Source organism: Halopseudomonas sp. (assembly GCF_038130085.1).
Classification (GTDB): Bacteria; Pseudomonadota; Gammaproteobacteria; order Pseudomonadales; family Pseudomonadaceae; genus Halopseudomonas.
The window spans coordinates 69,322-94,791 of the sequence record NZ_JAYPMU010000010.1 but is presented as its reverse complement, the minus strand read 5'-3'; the positions used below and the strand labels follow the sequence as shown (position 1 = coordinate 94,791).

Sequence of the window (25,470 nt, the reverse complement as noted above, 5' to 3'; positions counted from 1 at the left end):
ACCATGACCCTGGACGCGGACGTATCTGAGTTGACTCATGCATACCCTCCGCGTCGCGCCAGACCACCCCGGGCGCTGCTCGCTGGCATACTGACGGCGCTAGCGTGGCTCTGTAACCCGGTCGCGGCAATCGAACTCAGCAGCCTCGAGTGGCCACCCTACAGCGGCGCCGAGCTACCCGGTCAAGGCGCATTGCCACAATTGCTGCGGCAAGCACTAAGCAGCCAGAACGAATCCCTGCTAATCCGCTTTCAGCCGTGGAATCGAGCCATAAAGTCCGCCAGCGAAGATCCTTTTGTGGTCGGTTATTTTCCTGAGTACAAGGCGGAAAACCTGCCCTGCCTGTACTCCGACAGTATCGGCACCAGCCGCCTCGGCCTGGCCCATCGCAGCAACCTGACGTTCAGCTGGCACCAACTGGACGAACTGGCGCGCTATCGGATCGGGGTGGTCAACGGATATCGCAATTCGCCCGAGTTCGACGCACTGGTTGCGACAGGCAAGCTGAAGGTGGAAGCCGCCGTCAGCGATGAACTTAACCTGCTCAAGCTATTGTATGGGCGGCTGGATTTGGTGGTGATCGACGAACAGGTGATGCAGTACTGGCTGCAGCAAGAACCCTTGCTGCGTAACGATGCAGCGCGACTGACCTTTGCGCCACAGCTGCTGGGCGAGCTGAGCCTGCATGTCTGTTTTGCCCCGGGCGACGCCGGCGAGCAGGCGCGGCAGTTGCTGAACCGCGGCCTGCACCAGATCGACCGCTAACGCTCGCTCGGCAGAGGCAGCGCCGGCAGGTGATCTTCCAGCATTTCAAAGCCATCACGAATGATGCGCTGAGAACCACCGCTATCCCCCATGCGATCAAGCAGGCGAGCCAGCTCTGCGCAGGTCTGAATATCACGGCGGCTGGCGAAGCTGGCTTCCAGATAGTCGCGCGCCTTGCCCCACAGACTGTTCCGCTGGGCGAGGCGACCAGCCGCCAGCAACAGAGTCGCGTTGTGCGGATGTTGGGTCAGCCACTGTTCAACATGCACCAGCTGTCGGGCGCAGTCCTTACCCTTGACCAGCCCGTAGAGGTTCGCGAGGCGCTCGTGGAACTGCTGCTGCAGACCCGCGCGCAGCGCCTCCTCGGCCATCTCTTCACGTCCACGGCCACGTAGCTGCAGGGCATAGGCTTCGATCAGCTCCGGGTCTTCACGCAGCCGTTTGGGCATGCGCTCCCAGGCGGCAATGACCAAACTGGCCGGATCCGCATCCGCGGCGGCAGAGCGTTGCCCCGCCTGCGCCAGCAGTGCGGCGTGCACCCGATGCTCCAGTGCCTGCTGTTCATCCTCGCGCAACACCTTGTGCTTGCGCAGTTCCGGCAACAACTCCAGCAAGCTGGCCCAGTCCTCCAGACGCAGATAAACCTGACTCATCAACTTGAGTGCATACAGGTGCTTGGGATGATCCTTGCGCAAGCGGGTCAGGGTCGCCAGCGCTTGCTCGAGCTGACCACGAACCATCTGCAGCTGCGCCTGGGTCACGGCGATAGCTACATCGGCCTTGGGCGTTGCCTCATAGGCTTCACGCAGCAGAGCGTCGGATTCGGCGTAGTCTTCCAACTCGTTAGCGGCACGGGCAGCTGCCAGATAGTTGATCAGCGGCAATTCTGAATGCGGCGCCGAGCGCTTGAGCAAACGCACCGACTGCTGCCAGTGACCTTCGGCAAACTCAAGCAGTCCGCGGGTCGCCAGCGCGCTGGCGCGCTGTTGCAGGTTGCGCTTGGACCAGGGGTTGATGCGACGACCGGACGCTGTCAGCAGGCGCCAGAGCGAGCGGGCCAGCCAGAGCAACAACCAGCACGCCAGCAGAAAGCCGATGCCAACCCAGATACTGGTCTCGATCGACACGTTGCGCCAGGCAATCAGCAGGTACCCGGGATCTTCGGCTACCGCCATGCCTAACAGCGCAGCAACCAGCACAACCGCGAGAATCGCTACATAGCTCTTACTCATCAGCAGGCTCCTCGACCTGCGGCGTCGCACGCGACTGCAGGTAATTAGCCAAGCTCTGCTGCAAGGGCGCCAGATCCGGAGGCGACAAGGTTACTGCGCGCTCATGCAACCCCTGCAATTGAGCCTGCATTGCCTGGACCTTGGGATTCTCCAGCTCGAAGTACTGGGCCAGCAGCTTTTCTGCTTGAGTCAGGCTGGCCTGATAGACCTCGTCCTCGCCACGCAGAGCTGCCCACTGGGCCTGCTCCAGCGTCAGCTGCAGGGTTCGACGCACACGCTGCAATTCAGCATCGTCCAAAAGTGGGGTAATCACCTTGCCGCGCTGGAAGTCGACTCGTACATAACGCTCAAGGCGCATCAGCACCCGATCCCAGCGATCGCGACGTTGCAGGCGGTCGGCGTACTCTTCTTCGGTGCTGACTTCATCCGGATCAAACTCGGGGACCGGCAATGCAGCAAGGGTTTCGGCTTGATCACGCAAGGCGCCAAGACGCAGGAATACGCCGGCGCGATCGAGTTCGGGCAAGCTTTCCAGTTCGGACTGATAATTAGCCAGTTGCTCGCGGACGCCGTACAGCCCGGCATCGGGCATCGACTTCAGAATGCCGTCGACGGTTTCCAACAGTTCGCGCGCGGCAGCGACGTCCTGAACGGCCAGCAGCCGCAGCGACGCTAGGCGCAGCAGATACTGCGCTTCGGCCAGCTTCCATTCATCACGGCCATCGCCCTGCAATACTTTCAACCGATCAGCCAGCGCCTGCTGACCCAGCTGCATTTCGGCGATCAGCCGCTGCGCTGCGTCCCAGTCGCTGCCCTGCGGAACACCATCGAGGCGCTGATCAAGACGAGCATTCGCGTTGTCGAGTTGACTGGCCTGCTGCTCCAGCAAATCAAGCTGGGCCTGCTGTTGCTGGCGGGCCTGTTGCCATTGCCAGCCCGACAACCCCAAAGCGGCCGCGGCCACCAACAGCGCCAGCCAGCTTACTCCACGACCACCCCCGCCACTGCGCGCCGGTTTGCGACTGGTCGCCGGATTCGGCTTGCTCGGTTCGGCCTTACTGGCCTCGGGCTTGGCCACACTTGGCGGCTGTTCGGTCTTGTTATTCGCTTCGCTCGGTTCCACACGCTTCCCCTTTGTCATCCCGACGAGCCGGTCAGCACGGCCTCGACCAGCGCGGCATCATCCGCACCTCGACAGGTTACTACATCCGTACAACCCCAAGCCGCGGCCTGCGCCGCAATCCGCTCACTCGGCACCCAGCAGCGCCAATGGCGCTGGCGTTCCCAGTCAGCACCGGCGGCTACGCGCCAGTTTGCTAAAGCCTGCACACTGAGCACCACCGCCCGATCAACCCGCGACGCCGCCTCAGCCAGCCGAGCGGCGAGATCTTCCGGTGCTCGGCGCGCATAGAGTGGCAGATAGTCCACCGTGCCACCCACAGCGCGAATCTGATCGGCCAAATGCTCACGGCCATCCTCACCACGCCAGATCAGTACCCGCAGGTCCGGCCGGGCAAAATGCTCCTGCCACAGCGGCATTGCCAGCAATGCCTCGCTGTCCTGGCCTTGCTCCGGGCATTGCGCCGGCAGTCCGTAATCACGCAGCACCTGCGCGGTCCCTGCGCCAACCGCAAGCCAGTCGATACCTACCGGCGGTTGTGGCCAGTAGCGGTCAAGCCGCTCCAACCCCAATCTGGCAGCCGTCGGGCTGACCACCACCACCGCGTGATAGCGATCCAGATCAAGCATGCGCTGCCGCTCTACCGGCCCTTCATCACACGGCTCCAGCGCCAGCAGCGGCACACTGCAGGTTTCTATGCCCTCAGCTGCAAACCGCGCAGCCAAGCGCTGATTGTCCGCCGCCTGACGGGTCAGCAGCAGGCACCCGCTCACCGCGCGGGCGCCTCCTCGTATACGGCATCCAGAATGGCCTGCGCGCCCTGCGCCAGCAGATCCTCAGCCACCGCGATACCCAGCGTCTCCGGGTCACTTTCCGGGCCGCGGGCTTCAGCGCGCAACAACCGCTGACCATCCGGATCACCCACTAGGCCGCGCAGCCACAGCTGGCCATTCTCGCGTTCGGCATAGCAGGCAATCGGTACCTGACAGCCACCGTTCAGGCGGGTATTGAGCGCCCGCTCGGCACGCACGCGCAGAGCACTATCCTCATCATTGAGTTTGGCCAGCAGCGCCTGCAGTTCACTATCAGCGCTCCGGCACTCGATGCCGACCGCGCCCTGACCGCCCGCCGGCAGACTTTCTTCCGGCGGCATCGCGTAGCGAATACGCTCACCGAAACCCAGTCGCACCAAGCCAGCCGTCGCCAGGATGATCGCGTCATACTCACCGGCGTCCAGCTTGGCCAGACGCGTATTCACATTGCCTCTCAGAAAGCGAATCTGCAGATCGGGACGACGCGCCATGATCTGCGCCTGACGGCGCAGGCTGGAGGTGCCGACCACACTGCCTGCCGGCAAGCTGTCGAGGTGATCAAAGTTGTTGGAGACAAAGGCGTCGCGCGGATCTTCGCGCTCGCAGATGGCATACAGACCCAGGCCTTCCGGGAACTGCATCGGCACATCCTTCATGGAGTGCACCGCCAGATCTGCCTCGTCATTGAGCATGGCGGTTTCCAGCTCCTTGACGAACAGCCCCTTGCCGCCGATCTTGGCCAGCGGTGAATCCAGCAGCTGATCGCCGCGGCTAACCATCGGGACCAGACTGACGCTGAGCGCCGGGTCCAGCTGTTCGAGACGCGCCTTCACATACTCGGCCTGCCACAGGGCCAGGGCGCTCTTGCGGGTGGCAATTCGCAGATGTCGACTCATGGGACTCTCGCTTCAAACCAGGTCGCATCATACGCCATGGTCAGACGGGCATCCACGCGGACGGGTGTCGCAGGCCGCTCACAGACGCTCCATCAAACGGCGCACCCCCGGCACATGGCGCCGGCTGACTGTCAGGCTCTCCCCCTCGAGATCCTTGAGACACAATTCGAAGTGGCCCATGGAGGTTCGCTGCAGGCACTCGATGCGCGCTCGCGCTACCAGCGCATTACGGTGGATACGCACAAAGCGATCTCCGAATTCCTCCTCCAGCGCCTTGAGCGGTTCGTCCAGCAACACCTCGCCGTTCACGTGGCGCAAGGTGACGTACTTATGATCGGCAATGAAATACAGCACATCCTCAATCGGAATCAGTTCAATGCCCTTGCGAGTGCGGGCACTGATATGACTACGGGCTTGCGCCCCCTCGGTCGGCGTACTGGCCTTGCCAAGGTTGGCCAGCTGCATGCGGTTGGGCCGCTGCGCCTTGGACAGCGCCTCGGCCAGCGCTTCGCTGCGCACCGGCTTGAGCAGATAGCCCACGGCGCTGACGGCAAAAGCATCCAGCGCGTATTCACCATGCGCAGTGCAAAATACGACGGCTGGAGCCTCGGCATTCTCACAGAGTTTGGCGGCAGTCTGCAGGCCGTCCAGTCCGGGCATGCGGATGTCGAGCAAAACGATATCCGGATGGTGTTCCTCTACCAGTTGCAGCGCCTCGTGACCGTTGCTGGCCATCTCCGGTAATGCCTTGTACCCCGGCAGTGAACCGACCAGTCGCGCCAGCCGCTCGCGGGCCAGCGGTTCATCATCAGCGATCAGTACTTTCATTCGATAATGACTTCTCTGCCATTGTTGGACGTTGTTTTACAGGATAGACCAGCTTACTGAAGTAGCATTCCCCATCCCGCCAGCCTTCCAGTTTCGACTGCTCGCCAAACAGCGCCTGCAGCCGGGCGCGGATATTCCCCATCGCCATATGGGCGCCCTGATGGGAGTCTGTCTCCTGAGGACAGGTATTGCGCACCACAAGTTCAACCAAGCCATCCTGCAACCGCCCTTCGATGTGAATATCGCCGCCATCCACTCGCGGCTGCAGTCCATGCAGAATAGCGTTCTCGAGCAGCGGCTGCAGAGTCAGCAATGGCATTGGCGTCTCATCAGGCAGTTCGGCAACCGCCCAATGCACGCGCATGCGCTCGCCCAGGCGATACTGTTCGATGCGCAGATACCCTTCGCACAAAACCCGCTCCTCACCCCAACTGGACAGGGTGTCCGGGCTGGCGAGATTCGCGCGAAACAAATCAGACAAATCGAGCACCGCCTGCTCGGCTTTGATCGGTGCGATTTCGATCAGGCTGGCAATGCTGTTGAGGCTGTTGAACAGAAAATGTGGCCGGATGCGTGACTGCAGGGCCTGCAGCCGCGAGCGCAATTCGGCCTGATGCTGACGCTGCCATTGTTGCTGCAGATAAAAGTAGCGCAGCAGCAGACTGGTCATGATCAGCGCGATCAGCCCATGCCGCAGCAATTGCTCAATCTCCCAGTGCAGCGCGCCACGCATGCCCCGGTAAACGACCCAATCGCCAAGCACGGTAAACAGCAGGGTCGGCGCGATCACCACGGCGTAGCAAACGGCTACCGCCAGCACCAGCGGCCTGCGCTGCATCCAGCCCCGCAAACGGCATAGCAGCGCCGCCGACAGCAGCACGATCCACTGCACGAACAGCGACGCCATCGCCAGCTGGATCCAGTCGAAAACACCGACCACGGGCTGTGCCAGGACCCACACCAGCACCACCAGTTGGGCCAGGATAATGAGGGTAAAAACAGCCACGGACGAGCACAGATCGGGGAGAAAAAAATCCTCTCCGTCGTAGGGTTGTTTGAGCAACGTCCAGAATCCGTTCTTCATCGCGCCAGTGTCTTCCAGCCGAACGCCATCGCGCAAGCGTGAAATGCTATGCTATGCGCCTTCAATACGCAGCGGACCCATCCGAGACATGAGCCAAGATAAGACAACCAACCAATCCTGGGGTGGCCGGTTCAGCGAACCGGTCGACGCCTTCGTTGCCCGTTTCACCGCCTCGGTGGATTTCGACAAGCGTCTGTACAAGCACGACATCCAGGGCTCGATTGCCCACGCCACCATGCTGGCCAAGGTTGGCGTACTGACCGATGCCGAGCGCGACACCATCATCGATGGCCTCAACGCCATCCGCGGTGAAATCGAAGCCGGACAATTCGACTGGCGCGTCGACCTCGAAGACGTGCACATGAACATCGAAGCCAAACTGACCGACCGCATCGGTATCACTGGCAAGAAACTGCACACCGGCCGTTCCCGCAACGACCAGGTGGCGACCGATATTCGTCTCTGGCTACGCGAAGAGATCGACGTCATCGTCGCTGAGCTGATTCGCCTGCAAACCGGCCTGCTCGATCAGGCCGAGCGCCACAATGCGGTGATCATGCCCGGCTTTACCCACCTGCAGACCGCGCAGCCGGTGACCTTCGGCCACCACCTGCTGGCCTGGTTCGAGATGCTGCAGCGTGACCGCGAACGCCTGATCGACTGCCGCAAGCGGGTCAACCGCATGCCGCTGGGCTCTGCCGCACTGGCTGGCACCACCTACCCGATCGACCGCAGCGTTACCTGTGAGCTGCTCGGCTTCGAAGCCATCTCCGGCAACTCGCTGGACGGCGTATCCGACCGCGACTTCGCCATCGAATTCTGCGCCGCAGCTTCGCTGGCGATGATGCACCTGTCGCGCTTCTCCGAGGAGCTGGTGCTGTGGACCAGCGCCCAGTTCAACTTCATCGCCCTGCCCGACCGCTTCTGTACCGGCTCATCGATCATGCCGCAGAAGAAGAATCCGGACGTACCCGAGCTGGTGCGCGGCAAATCCGGCCGCGTCTACGGTCACCTGATGGGCCTGCTGACGCTGATGAAGAGTCAACCGCTGGCGTACAACAAGGACAACCAGGAAGACAAGGAACCGCTGTTCGACGCAGTCGACACCTTGCGCGACAGCCTGCGGGCCTTTGCCGATATGATCCCGGCGATCGAGCCACGCATTGAGGTGATGCGCGAGGCAGCCCTGCGCGGTTTCTCGACCGCTACCGACCTGGCTGATTACCTGGTCCGCAAGGGTATCCCCTTCCGCGACTGCCACGAGATCGTCGGGCATGCGGTCAAGTACGGCGTAGATTCAGGGAAGGACCTGGCGGAAATGTCGCTGGACGAACTGCGCCGCTTCAGCGACCAGATCGAACAGGATGTCTTTGACGTGCTGACACTGGAAGGTTCGGTCAACGCCCGTGACCACATCGGCGGCACCGCACCGGCTCAGGTGCTTGCAGCCGTCCAGCGCGGCCGCGCCCTGCTCAACGGCTGATCTGCCGTTATTAACCGGCAGCCCGCGCGGGCTGCCGGCTTCCTGACAAGTGCCGACTGATTCCGCCTGCGCGCTACCGGGCAAACGGAATCGATCGGTGCTGCCGTTACTTACTCGCGCTCGGCGCTGATAACGAAGCTGCCGCGACCATTGTTGTCGTAGCTGCTGGCACTCAGCGTATAGCGTCCTGCTTCCAGGTAGCTGCTGATACGCGAGTTAGTACCCCCCGCGCCATCATCATCTTCCAGCTCAACGCCGTTGCCGCTCAGCTTGAGCATGGCATCGAAGTCGCCGGCATACAGCTCTACCTTGTAAGCGCCAGCCTCACTGATCACCAGCGTCTTCTGGGCACTGGCACCTGACAGCGAGCCGGATACCGCCTCGCCCGGACGCAGACTGGAGCCCGAACCACTGATCGGCTGGGTCGCACTGGTCAGGGTGAACAGGCCGGCACTACCATCGGCAGTCGATGCGCTGATCCGGTAGCTACCGGGGCTAACCAGGGTAGTGATTGCTGCATCCAGGTTATCGCCGGCGCCATCATCGTCGGTGACGTCAACACCCGGGCCTTGCAGGCTCAGGTAGCTGTCGACGACCGGCGAGCTCATTAGCAGACGCAGCAGCGAACGCTCGGCGACGTTGACGGTGTAGATCTTCGGGCTGCTGTCAGCCAGACCGGTGATGCTGGTACCCAGTTCGATCTCACCACCATTGACCAGTTCGACACCCTCCGGCAACGGACGGCTGGTCACGTTCAGGTCATATGCGCCTTCAGCCGGATCGTCCAGCGCGGTGGCGATTACCTGATAGCTGCCCGGCTCGAGCTGCACTGTCAGCCGGGAGTTGGTGCCACCGCCGCTATCGTCGTCTTCTGCGGAAACCGAACCGCCGCTGAGCTTGAGCACGGTGTCCAGCTCGTCAGAGGTCATCAGAATCTCGTACAGACCTGCCTCGGCAACGTTCAAGGTGTAGGTATTGGCATTGCTGTTGCGGGTCAGCAGGCCAAAGACCGGCTGATCCAGCTCCAGCGCACCGCTGTTACGCGGAGTCACTTTTTCCAGCGTCAACTGGAACGGGCCAAAGGTGCTCGGGCTGCCACCGCTGACACCCAGGCGGTAGGTACCATCGATTTCCGGCGTCAGGTGCAGGGCGCCCTGGTTCGGGCCATTGACCAGTTGATTGTGCTCGTCGACCAGCGTCAGCACCGCGCCATCCAGCGCGCCACTCTGCTGAACGCGGACCAGATCACCCTGCTTCAGTTTCAAACTGAAAACCTGGTGATGCGAACCATCGCTGAAGTTGACCGGACTGCTGCTGGTGATTTCGCCTTGCAGGCGAGCCTGACCGGCGGCATCAAAACCGCTGGTGCTCTGAGTCGCTGCACAGCCAGCAAGGGTGACCGCCATACCCAGCGCCACGGCGCCACGGGCAAGCGGAAAGGGAAGAGTCTTGATAAACGACATGGAAATTCCTTCTGGACGGATTACATCCTGAAACCGCCGAGCTTGAGCGCTCGGCTCCGTATTGGTGCACGCCGATTATGCCCTCTGCCCCTGGCAGTCTCCAGTACTCAAGTACGGTATGTGAGCCAGGTCCGCCCCGATCATCCGACCAACGGTTGCTGCTGGGTGATGCAGTGAATGTTGCCACCACCAAGCAGAATTTCACGCCCGGGCACGGTTACCACCCGACGCTCCGGAAACACCTGCTGCAGAACCTCCAGCGCCTCGGCGTCACGCGGATCATCGAAGCTGGGCGCCACGATGCCGTCGTTGACGATTAGAAAATTCACGTATGAGCCGGCCAGACGAATGGCAGGGTCGCGCGCCTGACTGCCGTCCACCGCCAGCACGTCCGCACACTCCTCAGCCGTGGCATGGATCGGCCCCGGGATCGGAATCCGGTGCACGATCAGCTCCCGCCCCTGTGCGTCACGCTCGGCAGCCAGCACCTGCGCTGCAGCCTGACAACGAGGGTAATTGGGGTCCTCAGGATCGTCGGTCCAGGCCAGCAGCACTTCGCCCGGGCGGACAAAACAACAAAAGTTGTCGACGTGGCCGTCGGTCTCATCGTTGAACAACCCGTCCGGCAGCCAGATGACCTTGCTGATCCCCAAGTGCTCTGCCAGCTGCAGCTCGATTTCCTCACGCTGCAGGTGCGGGTTGCGGTTAGGGTTGAGCAGGCATTCTTCGGTGGTCAGCAGCGTCCCTTCGCCGTCGACATGAATTGAACCGCCTTCGAGCACGAAGCCCTCAGTGCGATAACGCGGACACCGCTCCATCGACAAAATCTTGCTGGCCACCTGATCATCCAGCGACCAATCCGCGTACAAGCCACCCAACTCGCCGCCCCACGCATTAAACGCCCAATCCACGCCGCGCAATCCGCCCTGCCCATTAACGACAAAGGTGGGCCCGGTGTCGCGCACCCAGGCGTCATTACTGCTCAGCTCAACGACCCGGATACCCGGATGGTCCAGCTGGGCGCAGGCGTTGGCATACTGACTCGCAGAAACGCCAACGGTGACCGGTTCGAAGCCGGCAATCGCCTGGGCGACTGCGGCAAAGGCAGCCTGCGCCGGCACGGCCTGCTGGCGCCAGTTATCCGGCCGCTCGGGCCAGATCATCCAGGTCTGACTGTGCGGCGCCCACTCGGCGGGCATGAAATAACCATCGTGGCGCGGCGTGGTATGCAGATTGAACATCGACTCAGGACTCCAGTTCGCCATCCAGGGTTTTGACCGGGCCGTACAGATTTGGACGGCGGTCACGGAATACACCCCAGGCGCTGCGAATGTGCTCCAGCTCATCCAGATCAAAGGTCTGCACCAGTACACCGGTTTCGGTTTCATTCAGCTCCTGCACCTTCTCGCCGAACTGGTTGGCGATAAAGGAAGAGCCGTAGAAGGTGATGTCGTAACCATCCTGTTCTTCGCGACCAATGCGGTTGCTGGCAATCAGCGGCATCAGGTTGGCGCCGGCATGGCCCTGCTGCACGCGCTGCCAGTGATCTCGCGAGTTGATGCTGTTGTCATGCGGCTCACTGCCGATGGCGGTCGGGTAGAACAGCAGCTCAGCCCCCATCAGCGCCATGCTACGCGCACACTCGGGGAACCACTGATCCCAGCAGATACCGACGCCGATCTTGGCGTAACGGGTTTGCCACACCTTAAAGCCGGTGTCGCCCGGGTTGAAGTAGTACTTCTCGTGGTAACCGGGGCCGTCCGGGATGTGGCTCTTGCGGTAGATACCGAGATTGCTGCCGTCGGCATCAATGATCGCGATGCTGTTGAAACGTGCGCGGCCAGCCAGCTCGAAGAAGCTGATCGGCAGAACCACCGACAGTTCTTTGGCCAAGGCCTGGAAATGTTGAATCGCCGGATTGTCTTCAACCCGCGTCGCCAGCTGCAGATAATCCGCATTCGGCTTCTGACAGAAATACGGGGTTTCAAACAGTTCCTGAATCAGAATGATCTGAGCACCCTTGGCTGCCGCCTCGCGCACCAGCGTCTCTGCCTGAGCAAGGTTGGCCTGACGATCCCAGGAACAGCCCATCTGGGTTGCAGCTACGGTAACGGTACGGGTCATGACGCACTCCTGAAGGTAAAAGCGATTTTAAAAGCCGATAAATATCGACTTATACCCAATCAACAAACGCCTAGCAATGCATGAACTGATATTTTCTCGATATTTAACCGACTCAGCTCCAGCTTCGCACGAACAAGCATAGCCCGGTCGCCGTCGAGCTGCCCCTCAGGTATGCCTGCTCAGGGGGTCTTGTCGATAAAAATCGGTCAAATGACGATACACCGCTGGCCAGGTCGTGTGCAGAACCTGCGGGCACTCGAAAAAGCTTTCCGACAGCACAGCAAAGAATTCGGCCGGCGCCTCCAGCGCGTAGGCATCCAGGGGCAGGTGCTCGCCGCGCTCGGCACGGTGGGCCAGATCATCCCAGGCGGCCTGCATGTCCCGGGCCCAGTCGGCCCGACTCATCCCCCGGTGCAGCGGTGGCGCCCCATTGGCAGAGGATGAACGCATGTCCAGCGTATGCGCCAGCTCATGAATGACCACGTTGAACCCGTCAGCCTTACCCGAATGACGCACATCCTCCAGCGACAACACGACCGGTCCATGCAGCCAAGCCTCACCACTTAGCTCGCGCACCGCTTCGTGGACGACCCCCGCTTCGTCCCGCCATTGTTGCCGGGTACGGAACGGACCATCGTAAAACACCAGCGTGCGCCAGCCGTCGTACCAGTCCAGCCCGATCTCCAGTATCGGCAGCGCCGCCATGCCGGCGACTCTCAGGCGCAGCGCATCATCCAGCTCGACGCCTTCCAGCGGGTGCAGGTGCTTGCGCAGCAGAAAGCGCAGAGCGGTATCGTGCAGGCGCTCGCGCTGCCGGGCATCCAGTTGACCGTAGCTGGACCAATCACCCAGCGCCTGCTGCCACAGCGCGGGATCCAGGTCACGCTGCAGACGCTGCAGTTGGCGCTGCTCGCTGCGCTCACGCCACCATCGCAACGGCCCCACTCAATCGCCCTCGACGCGCGCCAGTACCGGCGGCAGGTAGACACCAAGATAGGCTGTCATCAACCGCGTCGCCTCACGGCAGATCGGGTCAGACAACTCGCCGGCCTGTTGATAGCCGACGGCAAGCAACTTGTCCGCCGCCTGCATGGCCAGCGCAAAAATATCCACATCGTCTGGCAACGGCGGTAGCACAAAGGCATCGGCCAGGCACTGCTGAAAGCGCCGCCCCAGCAGTTGGTCGTGCTGCTGATCGGCCTGCCGAATGGCGGCAAGATCGTGTCCAGCGAGGAGTAGTTCACGGGCGGCAGGGTTACTGCGGTAGTAGCTTTGGAAACGCTGCTCGATATCCGCGACCAGTGCCATCCAGCTTGCAGGGCTGGCCGCCGGCGGCACCTGTAACACCGCATCCAGCTCAAGAAACAGGCGCTCGGCCAGCGCCGCTAACACGTCACTGACCTGCGGAAAGAAGTGATAGACCGACGACGGCGGGATACCGGCCTGCTCGGCGATGGCGTAGATCGACAGCGCGCTCAGCCCGCCCCGATCAAGCAGAGCGGTGGTCGCCTCGAGGATACGGTCGATCCGCTCCTGACTGCTGGCGCGACGTTTCGGGGCGGCTCGACTCATGAAAGCTCTCTACTGGCGACTGTCCTGCAGACGATACCACAGCAATGCCAGCGCCCGGATAGCGGTCTGCAGCGGCGTACCCGGCGGGACCGGCAAGTGGCGCCAGCGCGCCATCAGGTCAAAATTGCGCGCATCGCCCAGCACCGTCTCGGCCATCAACTTACCGGCCAAGCCAGCCAGCGCAACGCCTTGCCCAGAGTAGCCCTGCGTGAACAGCACCCGCTTGCCCAGCCGGCCAAACACCGGCGCCTTGCTCATGGTCATCGCTACCTGGCCACCCCACAGGTACTCGAAGTCCTCCCCCGCCAATTGCGGAAATACCAGCCCCATGCGCTGGCGCATGGTCTGGCGCAACGCATCCGGCCGCGCATCCCGGGCACTGGCCCGCCCGCCGAACAGTAAGCGGTTATCAGGCGTCAGACGGTAATAATCAATCAGTGTGTTCATGTCACACACCGCTGCACGCGAGGGAATGAGTTGCTCGGCCACATCACCGAGCGGTCGGGTCGCACCGATATAGCTGCCGATCGGCATAAAGCCCTTGCGATACCAGGGCAACAGCTTGCCAAGGTAGGCGTTGCCGGCCAGCAGCAGATGGCCGGCACGTACGCACCCGGCCGCTGTCTGCACCTCTACCCGCCCACCCCGCTCCTGATAGGCCTGCACCGCCGAGCGCTCGAAGATACGCACACCCACCTGCTCGGCCGCACGCGCCAAGCCCTGAGCGTACTTGAGCGGGTGCAGGTCGCCACCACCCCAATCCATGACCCCGGCGTGATAATCAGCACGCAGCAACCCCTGCAGAGCCGCGCGGTCATGGAACTCGAGGCGGTCGTAGCCCAGCTCCGCCAGCTCCTGCTGCCAGGCATGCAGCTCGGGAACCTGTCGCGCCTTGTTGGCGACCAGCAGAATCCCCCACTTGAGGTCACAGTCGATCTCATGCCGCTCCACGCGATCGCGCAGCAGATCAACCCCATCCAGCCCAAGCTGCCAAACCCGCCGCGCATCAGCCTCGCCCAGTTCACGCACCACTCGTGCGTGATCACAGGCTACCCCCGGATTGATCTGCCCACCGTTACGCCCGGAGCAGCCCCAGCCGACATCCTCTGCCTCAAGCACGATCACACTGCGCCCGGCCTCCGCCAGCTCGAGCGCAGCAGACAAGCCGGTAAAACCTGCACCCACCACACAAACATCGGCCTCCAGCGCACCGGCAAGCTGCGCGCGGGGTGACGCCACAGGCACGCTGGCCCGATACCAGGAATCATTCATCACAAAGGCTCTCGCATAAAGCACAATCCCGCCAGAAGGCGGGATTGTGATAGGTAACGTTCACAAGGAAGCGCTAACCAGCTCCGCACGCCCTTAGACGGTGTGCAGGTACCACATGTACTCAAGATCGGAGATCGTCTTTTCGAACTCCTCCATCTCGCTTTCCTTACACAGCACGAAGACGTCCAGATATTCCTCGCCGATGTATTCCTTCATCACCTCGGAACCCTCCAACTCGCGCAACGCGTCGCGCAGGTTGGTCGGCAGCGACGGTTCGTGTTGATCGTAGGCGTTGCCCTCGGTCATCTCCGGCGGCTCGACTTTGTTGCTGATGCCATAGTGGATGGCCGACAGCAATGCTGCCATCAACAAATACGGGTTGGCGTCAGCACCGGCCAGTCGGTGCTCGATACGCATCGCCTCAGGCTCGCCGCCCGGTACGCGTACGGCCACCGTACGGTTATCGATACCCCAGGTCGGCGCACACGGCACGAAGAAGCTCGGGCTGAAGCGGCGGTAGGAGTTAACGTTGGGGCAGAGGAACGCCATGTACTGCGGCAGCGTTTCCAGCAAACCACCAATCGCCCAGCGCAAGGTGTCGCTCAGGCTGCCATCCGGATTGGGCGCGAAGATGTTACGACCATTCTCATCCATCAGGCTGATATGCACGTGCATGCCGTTACCGGCCTGATCGTAATAGGGCTTGGCCATGAACGTGGTGTCCATTTCATGGTCATACGCGACGTTCTTGATCACCCGCTTGAGCAGCACGTTGAAGTCACAGGCCTTCACCGGATCATCGACGTGATGCAGGTTGACCTCGAACTGCCCCGGAGCCGACTCGGCTACGATGGCGTCAGCGGGGATGCCCTGCTCGTGGGCAGCTTCGATGACGTCCTCAAGAAACTCGGCGTATTCGTCCAGATCATCCATGGAGTAGACCTGAACCGAATTCGGACGCTTGCCGGACATCGGAGAGCGCGGCGGCTGCGGACGACCGGTGATGTTCTCCTGGTCAATCAGGTAGAACTCCAGCTCGAAGGCAGAAACCGGGGTCAGTTTGAGGTCCTTGAAGCGCTCTACAATACGTTGCAGAACATAGCGGGGGTCAGCGAAGAAGGGGGTCTTGCGGTCCAACTCGTACATAGTCATCAGCAGCTGTCCGGTTGGACGCTTCTGCCATGGCTCGACCGTCAGCGTTCCAGGGATCGGCAAACAGATGCGATCTGCATCGCCGATCTCCAGACCGAGGCCGGTCTCTTCTACGGTCGTACCTTGGATATTGAGCGCAAAGACCGATGCCGGCAATGCGATGCCCTTCTCGAACGCTTTAGCCAACGCAGAACGATCAATACGCTTGCCGCGCACAATACCGTTCATATCAGCAATAAGAAGGTCAATAAAATGAGTTTCCGGATGCGCGGCCAAAAAGGCCTCCGCTTCCTGGATGCCTACCGGCTCACTGGACGTGGCGGCGATGGCGGTTACAGCATCCGCTCCGGCTTGGGGCTGCATGGGATTTCACCTGTTATTTGTAAAATATATCAATCACAGAACTTACCAGCTGTGAGTTAATCCGAAAGGCCCTTCGGAGTCAATAGAACTGATACCGCACAAACATGGTGCGCACTGCACTATTAAAGGCCACGCATGGCGAATAATGACGAAAATCAGCGGCCCATGTGTTCGTTATTTTTGGTCTTTGTGTTAATTATTTTTTATTGCTATTGTACGAAAAAACGAACAACAATGCTGTCGCATACAACGTGTAACTGACTTTCTGGAACCGCCAATGTCCGCCGTACGCAAACCCGTCATCGGAATCGTCTGCTGCTCAGAACAGCTCGGCCTCCACCCCTTCAACATCGTCGGTGAGAAGTACATTCTCGGCGTTGTAGATGGCGCCGAAGGCTTGCCGCTGCTGATTCCAGCTCTTGGCGAACGCTTGGACAGCGATCAGTTACTCGACCTGCTGGACGGCATTCTGTTTACCGGATCCCCGTCCAACGTCGAACCCCATCATTATAGTGGGCCGGGCAGTGCCGAAGGCACCAAGCACGACCCCAAGCGCGATGCCACCACGTTACCGCTGATTCGCGCCGCCATAGACCGCGGCGTGCCGGTACTCGGCATCTGTCGCGGCTTTCAGGAAATGAACGTCGCCTTCGGCGGCACACTGCACCAGCGACTCTATGAAGTCGGCGGTTATATCGAACACCGCGAAGACAAGGATCAGCCGGTCGACATTCAGTATGGACCAGCTCACGAAGTAAGGCTCGAGCCCGGGGGGTTGCTCTACGAAATTTCAGGCTGCAGTTCGGCCCAGGTCAATTCCCTGCACACTCAGGGAGTCGCTACACTGGGAGCCGGTCTGCAGCCTGAAGCGACAGCACCCGATGGACTGATCGAGGCTTTCTCGGTCAGTCAGGCAACCCAATTCGCTGTCGGCGTACAGTGGCACCCCGAATGGCAGGTAACCCGCAACCCATTTTACCTGTCGATCTTCCAGGCGTTCGGAAACGCCTGCCGGGCCCGCGCGTCGCGGCACTCCTGAGGCAGTTATGAACAAGATTGAAAGCTGGCTGAAAGAAAACAAGATTACTGAAGTGGAATGCATGGTTGGCGACCTGACCGGCATTGCACGGGGCAAGATTGCCCCTACCATGAAGTTCATTTCCGAAAAAGGCATGCGCCTGCCCGAAAGCATTCTTCTGCAATCGGTTACCGGCGACTATGTAGAAGACGACATCTATTACGACCTGCTCGATCCGGCTGACATCGATATGATCTGCAAGCCGGACGAAACCGCCATGTTCATGGTGCCGTGGGCGCTGGAACCGACCGCACAGATCATCCATGACTGTTTCGACAAGATGGGCAATCCCATCGAGATGGCCCCGCGCAACGTGCTCAAGACCGTTCTCAAGCTGTATGAAAAGAAGGGTTGGAAGCCGATCGTTGCACCGGAGATGGAGTTCTACCTGACCCGCCGCAACGAGGATCCGGACCTACCGCTGCAGCCACCGATCGGCCGCTCCGGCCGCCAGGAAACCGGTCGCCAGTCCTTTTCCATCGACGCCGCGAACGAATTCGATCCGCTGTTCGAAGACATGTACGACTGGTGTGAAGCCCAGGGCCTGGATCTGGACACCCTGATCCACGAGGAAGGCACTGCGCAGATGGAAATCAACTTCCGTCACGGCGACCCGCTGCATCTGGCCGACCAGATTCAGGTATTCAAGCGCACCATGCGCGAGGCCGCGCTCAAGCACGACATGACTGCTACCTTTATGGCCAAGCCGATTACCAATGAGCCGGGCAGTGCCATGCACCTGCACCAGAGCATTGTTAATGCAAAAACCGGCAAGAACATTTTCTCCAACGACGACGGCAGCATGAGCGAACTGTTCCTGCACCACATCGGTGGTCTGCAGCGCTACATTCCAGAGGTGCTGCCGCTGTTCGCCCCGAACGTCAACTCGTTCCGCCGCTTCCTGCCCGATACCTCGGCACCGGTGAACGTCGAGTGGGGCGAAGAAAACCGCACCGCCGGCCTGCGCGTCCCGGACTCCAATCCGCAGAACCGCCGGGTCGAGAACCGCCTGCCGGGCGCCGACGCCAACCCCTACATCGCCATCGCCGCCAGCCTGCTGTGCGGTTACCTCGGCATGGAAAATCAGATCTCGCCCTCGGCCCCGGTCAAGGGCCGTGCCTACGAGCGCCGCAACCTGCGCCTGCCACTGACCATTGAGTCGGCACTGGAGCGCATGGAGCAATGCAAAGACGTCGAAAGCGTTCTGGGCAGCAAGTTCTGTCGTGGCTACGTCGCGGTCAAACGCGCGGAGCACGAAAACTACAAACGGGTGATCAGCTCCTGGGAGCGCGAGTTCCTGCTGCTGTCTGTCTGAGCCCATAACCTTGCAACGGTCGCTGCCGGAGGGCAGCGACATCACGGAAATCGGAGTACCGCATGAGCAAACTCAACACCGCCGAACTGCAGGCCATGGACGCCGCCCACTACCTGCACCCGTTTACCGATCACAAGGAGCTGGGTGAGCGCGGCACGCGCATCATCGAGCGCGCCGAGGGTGTGTATCTCTGGGATAGTGAAGGCAACAAGGTGCTCGACGGGATGGCCGGTCTGTGGTGTGTAAACATCGGCTACGGACGCAAGGAACTGGCTGAAGCGGCTTACCAACAGATGCTCAAGCTGCCCTACTACAACAGCTTCTTCCAGTGCGCCAACCCGCCGGCCATCGAACTGGCCAAGGCTATCGCGGAAGTCGCTCCCGAGCACATGAACCACGTGTTCTTTACCGGCTCCGGCTCCGAGTCCAACGACACCGTGCTGCGCATGGTTCGCCGGCACTGGGATCTCAAAGGCAAGCCGACCAAGAAGACCATCATCGGCCGCGTCAACGGCTACCACGGTTCGACCGTTGCCGGCGCCAGCCTCGGCGGCATGTCGGTGATGCACGAGCAGGGCGACCTGCCGATTCCCGGCATCGTCCACATCCCGCAGCCGTACTGGTACGGCGAGGGTGGCGACATGTCTCCCGACGAGTTCGGTATCTGGGCGGCACAGCAGCTCGAAGCCAAGATTCTTGAACTGGGCGAGGATCAGGTCGCTGCATTTATTGCCGAGCCAATCCAGGGCGCAGGCGGCGTGATTATCCCGCCGGATACCTACTGGCCGGAGATCAAGCGCATCCTCGCCAAGTACGACATCCTGCTGGTCATCGACGAGGTCATCTGTGGCTTCGGTCGTACCGGCCAGTGGTTCGCCAGCCAGCACTACGACCTCAAGCCCGACCTGATGCCGATTGCCAAGGGCATGACCTCCGGTTATCTGCCGATGGGTGGCGTGATTGTCAGTGATCGCATGGTTGAAACCCTGCTCGAGCACGGCGGCGAGTTCTACCACGGCTACACCTACTCCGGTCACCCGGCATCGGCTGCTGTCGGCCTGGAAAACCTGCGCATCATGCGCGACGAAAAAATTGTCGAGTACGTTCGCGACGAAGCGGCACCGTATTTGCAGGACAAGATTGCCGGCCTGGCAGCGCATCGTCTGGTCGGTGAAGTTCGCGGTGTTGGCCTGCTCGGCGCTATCGAGTTGGTCAAGGACAAGGCAACCCGCGAGCGCTTCCAGGACAAGGGTACCGCCGGCACATTGTGCCGCGATCTCTGCGTCGCCAACGGTCTGGTAATGCGTGCGGTCGGTGACACCATGATCATGTCACCGCCGCTGGTCATCAGCCGCGACGAAATCGATGAGCTCGTCGAGAAGGCCTGGAAAGTGCTTGATCTGGTAGCTGAACAGCTGGGCGTTTGATCGCACGGCGTCCGACCAGCGGCTATGCTGGCCAGTGGACGCACTCCCCCAAGCACAGGGGATGCGTCCACGCCGACACTGCGTTTCCAAACAATGGATGGAGAGTTGAAACGATGATGAAACATCTGGGCAAGACCCTGCTGGCAACGGCCACTGCTGTATCCATCAGCACCGCAGTCACCGCAGAGGAAGTGGTAAACGTCTACAACTGGTCGGACTACATCGCCGAGGACACCCTCGACAACTTCCAGAAGGAAACCGGCATTCGCCCGATCTACGACGTCTTCGACAGCAACGAAGTACTGGAAGCCAAACTGCTGTCCGGCAGCTCAGGATTCGACATTGTCGTGCCGTCCAACCAGTTCCTCGGCAAGCAGATCAAGGCCGGCGCCTTCCTGCCGCTGGATCGCAGCAAGCTGCCAAACTGGGAAAACCTGGACCCGACGCTGCTGAAAGCGCTGGAGAACAACGATCCGGGCAACCAGTACGCCTTCCCGTATCTGTGGGGTACCACCGGCATCGGCTACAACGAAGCCAAGGTCAAGGCAGTGCTGGGTGAAGACGCCCCGGTCAACTCGTGGGATCTGGTGTTCAAGCCGGAGAACATGGAGAAGCTCGCCTCCTGCGGCGTTGCCTTCCTCGATGCACCGGCCGAGATCATTCCGTCCGCCCTGTTCTATCTGGGCCTGAATCCGAACAGCACCGATGCCGCGGATTATCCGAAGGCACAGGAGCTGCTGATGAGCGTTCGCCCGCACATCACCTACTTCCATTCGTCCAAGTTCATTACGGACCTGGCCAACGGTGATATCTGCGTTGCAGTCGGCTGGTCCGGCGACATTTTGCAGGCCGCCGCGCGCGCTGAAGAAGCCGAGAATGGCGTTGAAGTGAAGTACGTGATTCCGCAGGAAGGCGCGGCCATGTGGTTCGACATGATGGCGATTCCGAAGGACGCAAAAAATGTCGATAACGCCTACGCGTTTATGGATTATATTCTGCGCCCCGACGTGATCGCCGGCATCTCCAACTACGTTGCCTACGCCAATGGTAACGCGGCTTCCAAGCCGATGGTCGATGAAAGCGTGCTCACAGATCCGGGCGTCTATCCCAGTGACGAGACCCTGGCCAAACTCTTTACTCTGGCAGAGCTGCCGGCCAACATCGAACGCACCCGGACCCGTGTCTGGACCCGCGTGAAGTCCGGTCAGTAACTCAGAAAAAGACGGTAACAAGAAACGGTCGGCGGCAGGGCTCTCTCCCTGCGCCGACCAGAACCAAAGCAGGGCCGGCACGCACCGGCGCCTGAATCAGGAGACACCATGAAGCATGCAATGCAAAAGTCGCTGTTGGCACTGACCACTGCCGCCCTGCTGGGCGGGACCGGTGTCGCCAATGCCGCAGGACAGCTGAACATCTACAACTGGTCGGACTACATCGCCGAAGACACCATCGCCAACTTCGAAAAAGAAACCGGCATCAAGGTGACCTACGACGTCTACGACTCCAACGAAGTGCTTGATGCCAAGCTGCTGACCGGTCGCTCGGGTTTCGACATTGTCGTGCCGTCAAATAACTTCCTGACCAAGCAAATCAAGGCCGGCGTCTACCTCGAGCTGGATCACAGCAAGCTGCCGAATATGGTCAACCTCACGCCTGAGCTGATGAAGCAGATGGAGAGCATTGATCCGGGCAGCCAGCATTCCATTCCGTACCTGTGGGGCACCAACGGCATCGGCTACAACGTCGAGAAAGTTAAAGCCGCGCTGGGTGACGACGCGCCGCTGGACTCCTGGGCACTGATCTTCGATCCGCAGTACGCCAGCAAGCTGGCCAGCTGTGGCGTGAGCGTGCTGGACTCGGCAGATGAAATGCTGCCCTCCGCGCTGAGCTACCTCGGCTTGGATCCGAACAGCAACGACGCTGAAGACCTGAAGAAGGCCGAAGAGCTGATGCTGGCGGTGCGTCCGTACATCACCTACTTCCACTCCTCACGCTATATCTCTGACCTGGCAAACGGCGATATCTGCGTCGCTGCCGGTTACTCCGGTGACGTATTCCAGGCCGCGTACCGTGCCGAGGAAGCGGAGAACGGTGTAGAGATCAGCTACATCATTCCGAAGGAGGGCACCGCCCTGTGGTTCGACATGATGGCCATCCCGAAAGATGCCCCGAACCCGGAAGAGGCCCACGCCTTCATCAACTACATCATGCGTCCGGATGTCATCGCGCCGATCACCGACTACGTTGCCTACGCCAACCCGAACAAGGCGTCTGACGAACTGGTCGACCCTGAAGTCCGCAACGACCCGGCGATCTACCCGAGTGATGAGGTCATGAACCGACTCTATGTCAACGTGCCGCGCCCAATGGCCGCACAGCGACTGATGACCCGCACCTGGAGCCGCATCAAGTCAGGTCAGTAACACACGAGGGGCTGCCAACCGGCAGCCCCTTGTTGAATCAACAGTACAGAACGCGCCAGGTGCCGCTTCGGCGACCTGCCAATATCTTTGTGTGCAGCGGCGCTGCACAGGTGTAATGAGATCCGGAGACGAATATGGTTGGTGCAGCAGGAGCCATGAAACAGGCAATGGCCAAGGCCGAGCCCAATGACTTTGTGAAGATTGAACGTGTCAGCAAGCGGTTTGATGAATCGCTGGCCGTCGACGACGTCAGTCTGAGCATCAATCGCGGCGAAATCTTCGCCCTGCTCGGCGGCTCGGGTTCGGGCAAGTCGACGCTGCTGCGCATTCTCGCCGGATTTGAGCGACCGACCGAAGGTCGCGTACTACTCGACGGCCAGGACATCACCGATCTGCCGCCCTACGAGCGCCCGATCAACATGATGTTCCAATCCTACGCGCTGTTCCCGCACATGACTGTGGCCCAGAACATCGCCTTCGGCCTCAAGCAGGACAAACTGCCCAAAGCCGAAATCGACGAGCGCGTGAAGGAAATGCTCAAGCTCGTACACATGACCGAGTACGCTCGCCGCAAGCCGGACCAGCTCTCCGGTGGTCAGCGTCAGCGCGTGGCCCTCGCCCGCTCACTGGCCAAGCGGCCGAAGGTTCTGCTGCTGGATGAGCCGATGGGCGCACTGGACAAAAAGCTGCGCACCCAGATGCAACTGGAGCTGGTCGAGATCATCGAACGCGTGGGCGTAACCTGCATCATGGTGACCCACGATCAGGAAGAGGCCATGACCATGGCCCAGCGCATCGCGATCATGCACCAGGGCTGGATCGCTCAGGTCGGCACGCCGATGGACATCTATGAAAGTCCGGTCAGCCGTCACGTCGCCGAATTCATCGGCAGCGTGAACATTTTTGAAGGCGAAATCACCGCCGACATGGAAGACCACGCCATCATCCAGTGCGACTGCCTGGACAAGCCGATCTACGTCGGTCATGGCATCACCACCCGCGCCCAGGACAAGAACATCATCTACGCCCTGCGCCCGGAAAAAGTCTGGGTCAGCACCGAGAAGCCCGAAGGTGAGCACAACAGTTCCCACGGCGTGGTGCACGACATCGCCTACCTTGGCGGCCACTCTGTCTATTACATCAAGCTCGACAGCGGCAAGATGGTCCAGGCCTTCTTCGCCAACTCCGAACGCCGGCTGCCTCGCCCCACCTGGGAGGACGAGGTGTACATCAGTTGGGAAGACGACAGCGGGGTTATTCTGCACTCATGAAAATGCCACGCCTGACACCGCCTGGACGCTTCTGGGTCATCAGCGTCCCTTACCTGTGGCTGTTCCTGTTCTTCCTGATGCCCTTCGCCATCGTGCTGAAGATCAGTTTCTCGGAAGCCGCGATCGCCATTCCACCCTATCAGCCGATTTTTCAGTACGTCGAGCAGAAGCTCAACGTCATGCTCAATCTCGGCAACTACATCTTCCTCAGTCAGGACGGGCTCTACCTGTCCGCCTATCTGGGCTCGTTGAAGATCGCCCTGATCTCGACCCTGATCTGCCTGCTGGTTGGCTACCCGATGGCCTACGCCATTGCCCGCGCGCCGCGTGAAAAGCAGCTGGTTTACCTGCTGCTGGTGATGATGCCGACCTGGACCGCGATCCTGATTCGGGTCTACGCGTGGATGGGTATTCTCAGTAACAACGGGCTGCTGAACAGCACGCTGATGAGCCTCGGCCTGATCAGCGAGCCAATGCAGATCCTCAACACCAACACGGCAGTCTACATCGGCGTTGTCTATGCCTATCTGCCGTTCATGGTGCTGCCGCTGTACGCCAACCTGGTCAAGCACGACCACAGCCTGCTGGAAGCCGCCATGGACCTGGGCGCCGGTCGCATCAAGGCGTTCTGGAGCATCACCGTCCCGCTGTCGAAAACCGGCATCATCGCGGGCTCCATGCTGGTGTTCATTCCGGTGGTTGGTGAGTTCGTCATCCCCGAGCTGCTGGGTGGCCCGGAAACCCTGATGATCGGCAAGGTGCTCTGGCAAGAGTTCTTCAACAATCGCGATTGGCCGGTAGCCTCTGCGCTGGCGATCGTCATGCTGGTTATCCTGATCGTCCCGCTCGTCCTGTTCCACTACAACCAGGCCAAGGAAATGGAGAAAAAAGCATGAGCAAGCGCCCCAACTTCTCCACCCTGATGCTGTGGTTAGGCCTGATATTCATCTACCTGCCGATGATCATTCTGGTGATCTACTCGTTCAACGCCTCCAGACTGGTTACCGTCTGGGGCGGCTGGTCGGTGCACTGGTACGTTGGTCTGCTCGACAACACGCAGCTGATGAACGCGGTCAAACGCAGCCTGCAGATTGCCTTCTTCACTGCCACAGCGGCGGTTGCGCTCGGCACCCTGGCCGCCTTCGTCATGACCCGGATCAAGCGCTTCAAGGGCCGCACCCTGTTCTCCGGGCTGGTCACCGCGCCGCTGGTCATGCCCGAGGTGATCACCGGTCTGTCGCTGCTGCTGCTGTTTGTCGCCATGGCACAGATGATTGGCTGGCCGGCGGAGCGCGGCATGGTCACCATCTGGATCGCCCACGTGACCTTCTGTACCGCCTACGTGGCAGTTGTGGTCAGCGGTCGCCTGAGCGAACTCGACCAGTCCATCGAAGAAGCAGCGATGGACCTGGGCGCCCGCCCATGGAAGACCTTCCTGCTGATCACTGTGCCGATGATCGCGCCGTCGATCGCCGCCGGCTGGCTGCTGTCCTTTACCCTGTCGCTCGATGACCTGGTACTGGCCAGCTTCGTTTCCGGGCCCGGCTCGACCACCCTGCCAATGGAGGTCTTCTCCGCCGTACGCCTCGGCGTGAAGCCGGAAATCAACGCAGTGGCCAGTCTGATTCTGCTCGCCGTGTCGATCTTCACCCTGATCGGCTGGCTGATCGCACGCGGCGCCGAAAAGCGCCGCTCGCAACCGCCGGAAGATGAAGATGTCATCACTTGGCAAGCCGTAATCGATAGCCGTCGCAACTAACCGTTGCGAGCACCGGACGGGGCGGTCCTGC

23 protein-coding genes are annotated in these 25,470 nt (G+C 60.8%); 10 read left to right on the top strand and 13 right to left on the bottom strand.

The window, feature by feature from the left end:
• The first annotated feature begins 3 nt into the window (after positions 1–3).
• Positions 4–765 (top strand): ABC transporter substrate-binding protein, encoded by a 762-nt coding sequence (locus tag AAFM31_RS09680; protein ID WP_341707713.1) that lies wholly within the window; start codon positions 4–6, stop codon positions 763–765.
• Here AAFM31_RS09680 and AAFM31_RS09675 read toward each other — a convergent pair.
• From AAFM31_RS09675 to AAFM31_RS09650, 6 genes are all read right to left on the bottom strand, one after another.
• A complete protein-coding gene (locus AAFM31_RS09675) occupies positions 762–1,997 on the bottom strand; it encodes a heme biosynthesis HemY N-terminal domain-containing protein (RefSeq protein ID WP_341707712.1) in 1,236 nt (411 codons plus the stop codon). The two genes, AAFM31_RS09680 and AAFM31_RS09675, sit on opposite strands and share 4 nt — an antisense overlap.
• On the bottom strand, positions 1,990–3,120 hold the full coding sequence (locus tag AAFM31_RS09670) for a uroporphyrinogen-III C-methyltransferase (RefSeq protein ID WP_341707711.1): 1,131 nt from the start codon (positions 3,118–3,120) through the stop codon (positions 1,990–1,992). The genes AAFM31_RS09675 and AAFM31_RS09670 overlap by 8 nt, the downstream gene beginning before the upstream one ends.
• Before the next feature lie 14 nt (positions 3,121–3,134).
• The gene (locus AAFM31_RS09665) at positions 3,135–3,890 is read right to left on the bottom strand and encodes a uroporphyrinogen-III synthase (RefSeq protein ID WP_341707710.1); all 756 of its coding nucleotides are present in this window, start codon (positions 3,888–3,890) and stop codon (positions 3,135–3,137) included.
• Positions 3,887–4,825 (bottom strand): hydroxymethylbilane synthase, encoded by a 939-nt coding sequence (hemC, locus tag AAFM31_RS09660; RefSeq protein WP_341707709.1) that lies wholly within the window; start codon positions 4,823–4,825, stop codon positions 3,887–3,889. Before hemC ends, AAFM31_RS09665 begins: the two co-directional genes overlap by 4 nt.
• 78 nt (positions 4,826–4,903) lie before the next feature.
• A complete protein-coding gene (locus AAFM31_RS09655) occupies positions 4,904–5,653 on the bottom strand; it encodes a LytTR family DNA-binding domain-containing protein (RefSeq protein WP_341707708.1) in 750 nt (249 codons plus the stop codon).
• On the bottom strand, positions 5,634–6,773 hold the full coding sequence (locus AAFM31_RS09650) for a sensor histidine kinase (protein ID WP_341707707.1): 1,140 nt from the start codon (positions 6,771–6,773) through the stop codon (positions 5,634–5,636). Before AAFM31_RS09650 ends, AAFM31_RS09655 begins: the two co-directional genes overlap by 20 nt.
• A 52-nt stretch (positions 6,774–6,825) precedes the next feature.
• Between AAFM31_RS09650 and argH the strand changes: the two genes are divergently transcribed.
• A complete protein-coding gene (argH, locus tag AAFM31_RS09645) occupies positions 6,826–8,220 on the top strand; it encodes an argininosuccinate lyase (RefSeq protein ID WP_341707706.1) in 1,395 nt (464 codons plus the stop codon).
• Between the two features lie 110 nt (positions 8,221–8,330).
• On the opposite strand, the gene AAFM31_RS09640 is transcribed toward argH, so the two are convergent.
• The 7 genes from AAFM31_RS09640 to AAFM31_RS09610 form a co-directional block, all read right to left on the bottom strand.
• On the bottom strand, positions 8,331–9,683 hold the full coding sequence (locus tag AAFM31_RS09640) for a hypothetical protein (protein ID WP_341707705.1): 1,353 nt from the start codon (positions 9,681–9,683) through the stop codon (positions 8,331–8,333).
• A gap of 140 nt (positions 9,684–9,823) precedes the next feature.
• Positions 9,824–10,924 carry an agmatine deiminase gene (gene aguA / locus AAFM31_RS09635; RefSeq protein ID WP_341707704.1) on the bottom strand — a complete coding sequence of 367 codons (1,101 nt, stop codon included), beginning with the start codon at positions 10,922–10,924 and terminating at the stop codon, positions 9,824–9,826.
• A gap of 4 nt (positions 10,925–10,928) precedes the next feature.
• Positions 10,929–11,807, bottom strand: coding sequence for an N-carbamoylputrescine amidase (aguB, locus tag AAFM31_RS09630; RefSeq protein ID WP_341707703.1), 879 nt, complete (start codon positions 11,805–11,807; stop codon positions 10,929–10,931).
• Between the two features lie 165 nt (positions 11,808–11,972).
• A complete protein-coding gene (locus tag AAFM31_RS09625) occupies positions 11,973–12,752 on the bottom strand; it encodes a M90 family metallopeptidase (protein WP_341707702.1) in 780 nt (259 codons plus the stop codon).
• Entirely contained in the window at positions 12,753–13,379 is a 627-nt protein-coding gene (locus AAFM31_RS09620) for a TetR/AcrR family transcriptional regulator (protein ID WP_341707701.1), read from the bottom strand. It lies immediately after the preceding gene.
• Between the two features lie 9 nt (positions 13,380–13,388).
• Positions 13,389–14,651 carry an FAD-binding oxidoreductase gene (locus AAFM31_RS09615; protein ID WP_341707700.1) on the bottom strand — a complete coding sequence of 421 codons (1,263 nt, stop codon included), beginning with the start codon at positions 14,649–14,651 and terminating at the stop codon, positions 13,389–13,391.
• A 93-nt stretch (positions 14,652–14,744) separates the two neighbouring features.
• Positions 14,745–16,166 (bottom strand): glutamine synthetase family protein, encoded by a 1,422-nt coding sequence (locus AAFM31_RS09610; RefSeq protein ID WP_341707699.1) that lies wholly within the window; start codon positions 16,164–16,166, stop codon positions 14,745–14,747.
• 277 nt (positions 16,167–16,443) lie between these two features.
• On the opposite strand from AAFM31_RS09610, the gene AAFM31_RS09605 reads away from it, so the two are divergent.
• From AAFM31_RS09605 to AAFM31_RS09570, 8 genes are all read left to right on the top strand, one after another.
• Positions 16,444–17,205 carry a gamma-glutamyl-gamma-aminobutyrate hydrolase family protein gene (locus tag AAFM31_RS09605; protein WP_341707698.1) on the top strand — a complete coding sequence of 254 codons (762 nt, stop codon included), beginning with the start codon at positions 16,444–16,446 and terminating at the stop codon, positions 17,203–17,205.
• A gap of 7 nt (positions 17,206–17,212) precedes the next feature.
• Positions 17,213–18,559, top strand: coding sequence for a glutamine synthetase family protein (locus AAFM31_RS09600; protein WP_341707697.1), 1,347 nt, complete (start codon positions 17,213–17,215; stop codon positions 18,557–18,559).
• A gap of 62 nt (positions 18,560–18,621) precedes the next feature.
• A complete protein-coding gene (locus tag AAFM31_RS09595) occupies positions 18,622–19,986 on the top strand; it encodes an aspartate aminotransferase family protein (RefSeq protein ID WP_341707696.1) in 1,365 nt (454 codons plus the stop codon).
• 116 nt (positions 19,987–20,102) lie between these two features.
• The gene (locus AAFM31_RS09590) at positions 20,103–21,197 is read left to right on the top strand and encodes an extracellular solute-binding protein (RefSeq protein ID WP_341707779.1); all 1,095 of its coding nucleotides are present in this window, start codon (positions 20,103–20,105) and stop codon (positions 21,195–21,197) included.
• Between the two features lie 120 nt (positions 21,198–21,317).
• Positions 21,318–22,409, top strand: coding sequence for a polyamine ABC transporter substrate-binding protein (locus tag AAFM31_RS09585; protein ID WP_341707778.1), 1,092 nt, complete (start codon positions 21,318–21,320; stop codon positions 22,407–22,409).
• 134 nt (positions 22,410–22,543) lie between these two features.
• The gene (locus AAFM31_RS09580) at positions 22,544–23,680 is read left to right on the top strand and encodes a polyamine ABC transporter ATP-binding protein (RefSeq protein WP_341707695.1); all 1,137 of its coding nucleotides are present in this window, start codon (positions 22,544–22,546) and stop codon (positions 23,678–23,680) included.
• On the top strand, positions 23,677–24,576 hold the full coding sequence (locus AAFM31_RS09575) for an ABC transporter permease subunit (protein WP_341707694.1): 900 nt from the start codon (positions 23,677–23,679) through the stop codon (positions 24,574–24,576). Before AAFM31_RS09580 ends, AAFM31_RS09575 begins: the two co-directional genes overlap by 4 nt.
• Positions 24,573–25,439, top strand: a complete 867-nt coding sequence (locus tag AAFM31_RS09570; RefSeq protein WP_341707693.1) for an ABC transporter permease subunit — start codon at positions 24,573–24,575, stop codon at positions 25,437–25,439. The genes AAFM31_RS09575 and AAFM31_RS09570 overlap by 4 nt, the downstream gene beginning before the upstream one ends.
• Positions 25,440–25,470: the final 31 nt, after the last annotated feature.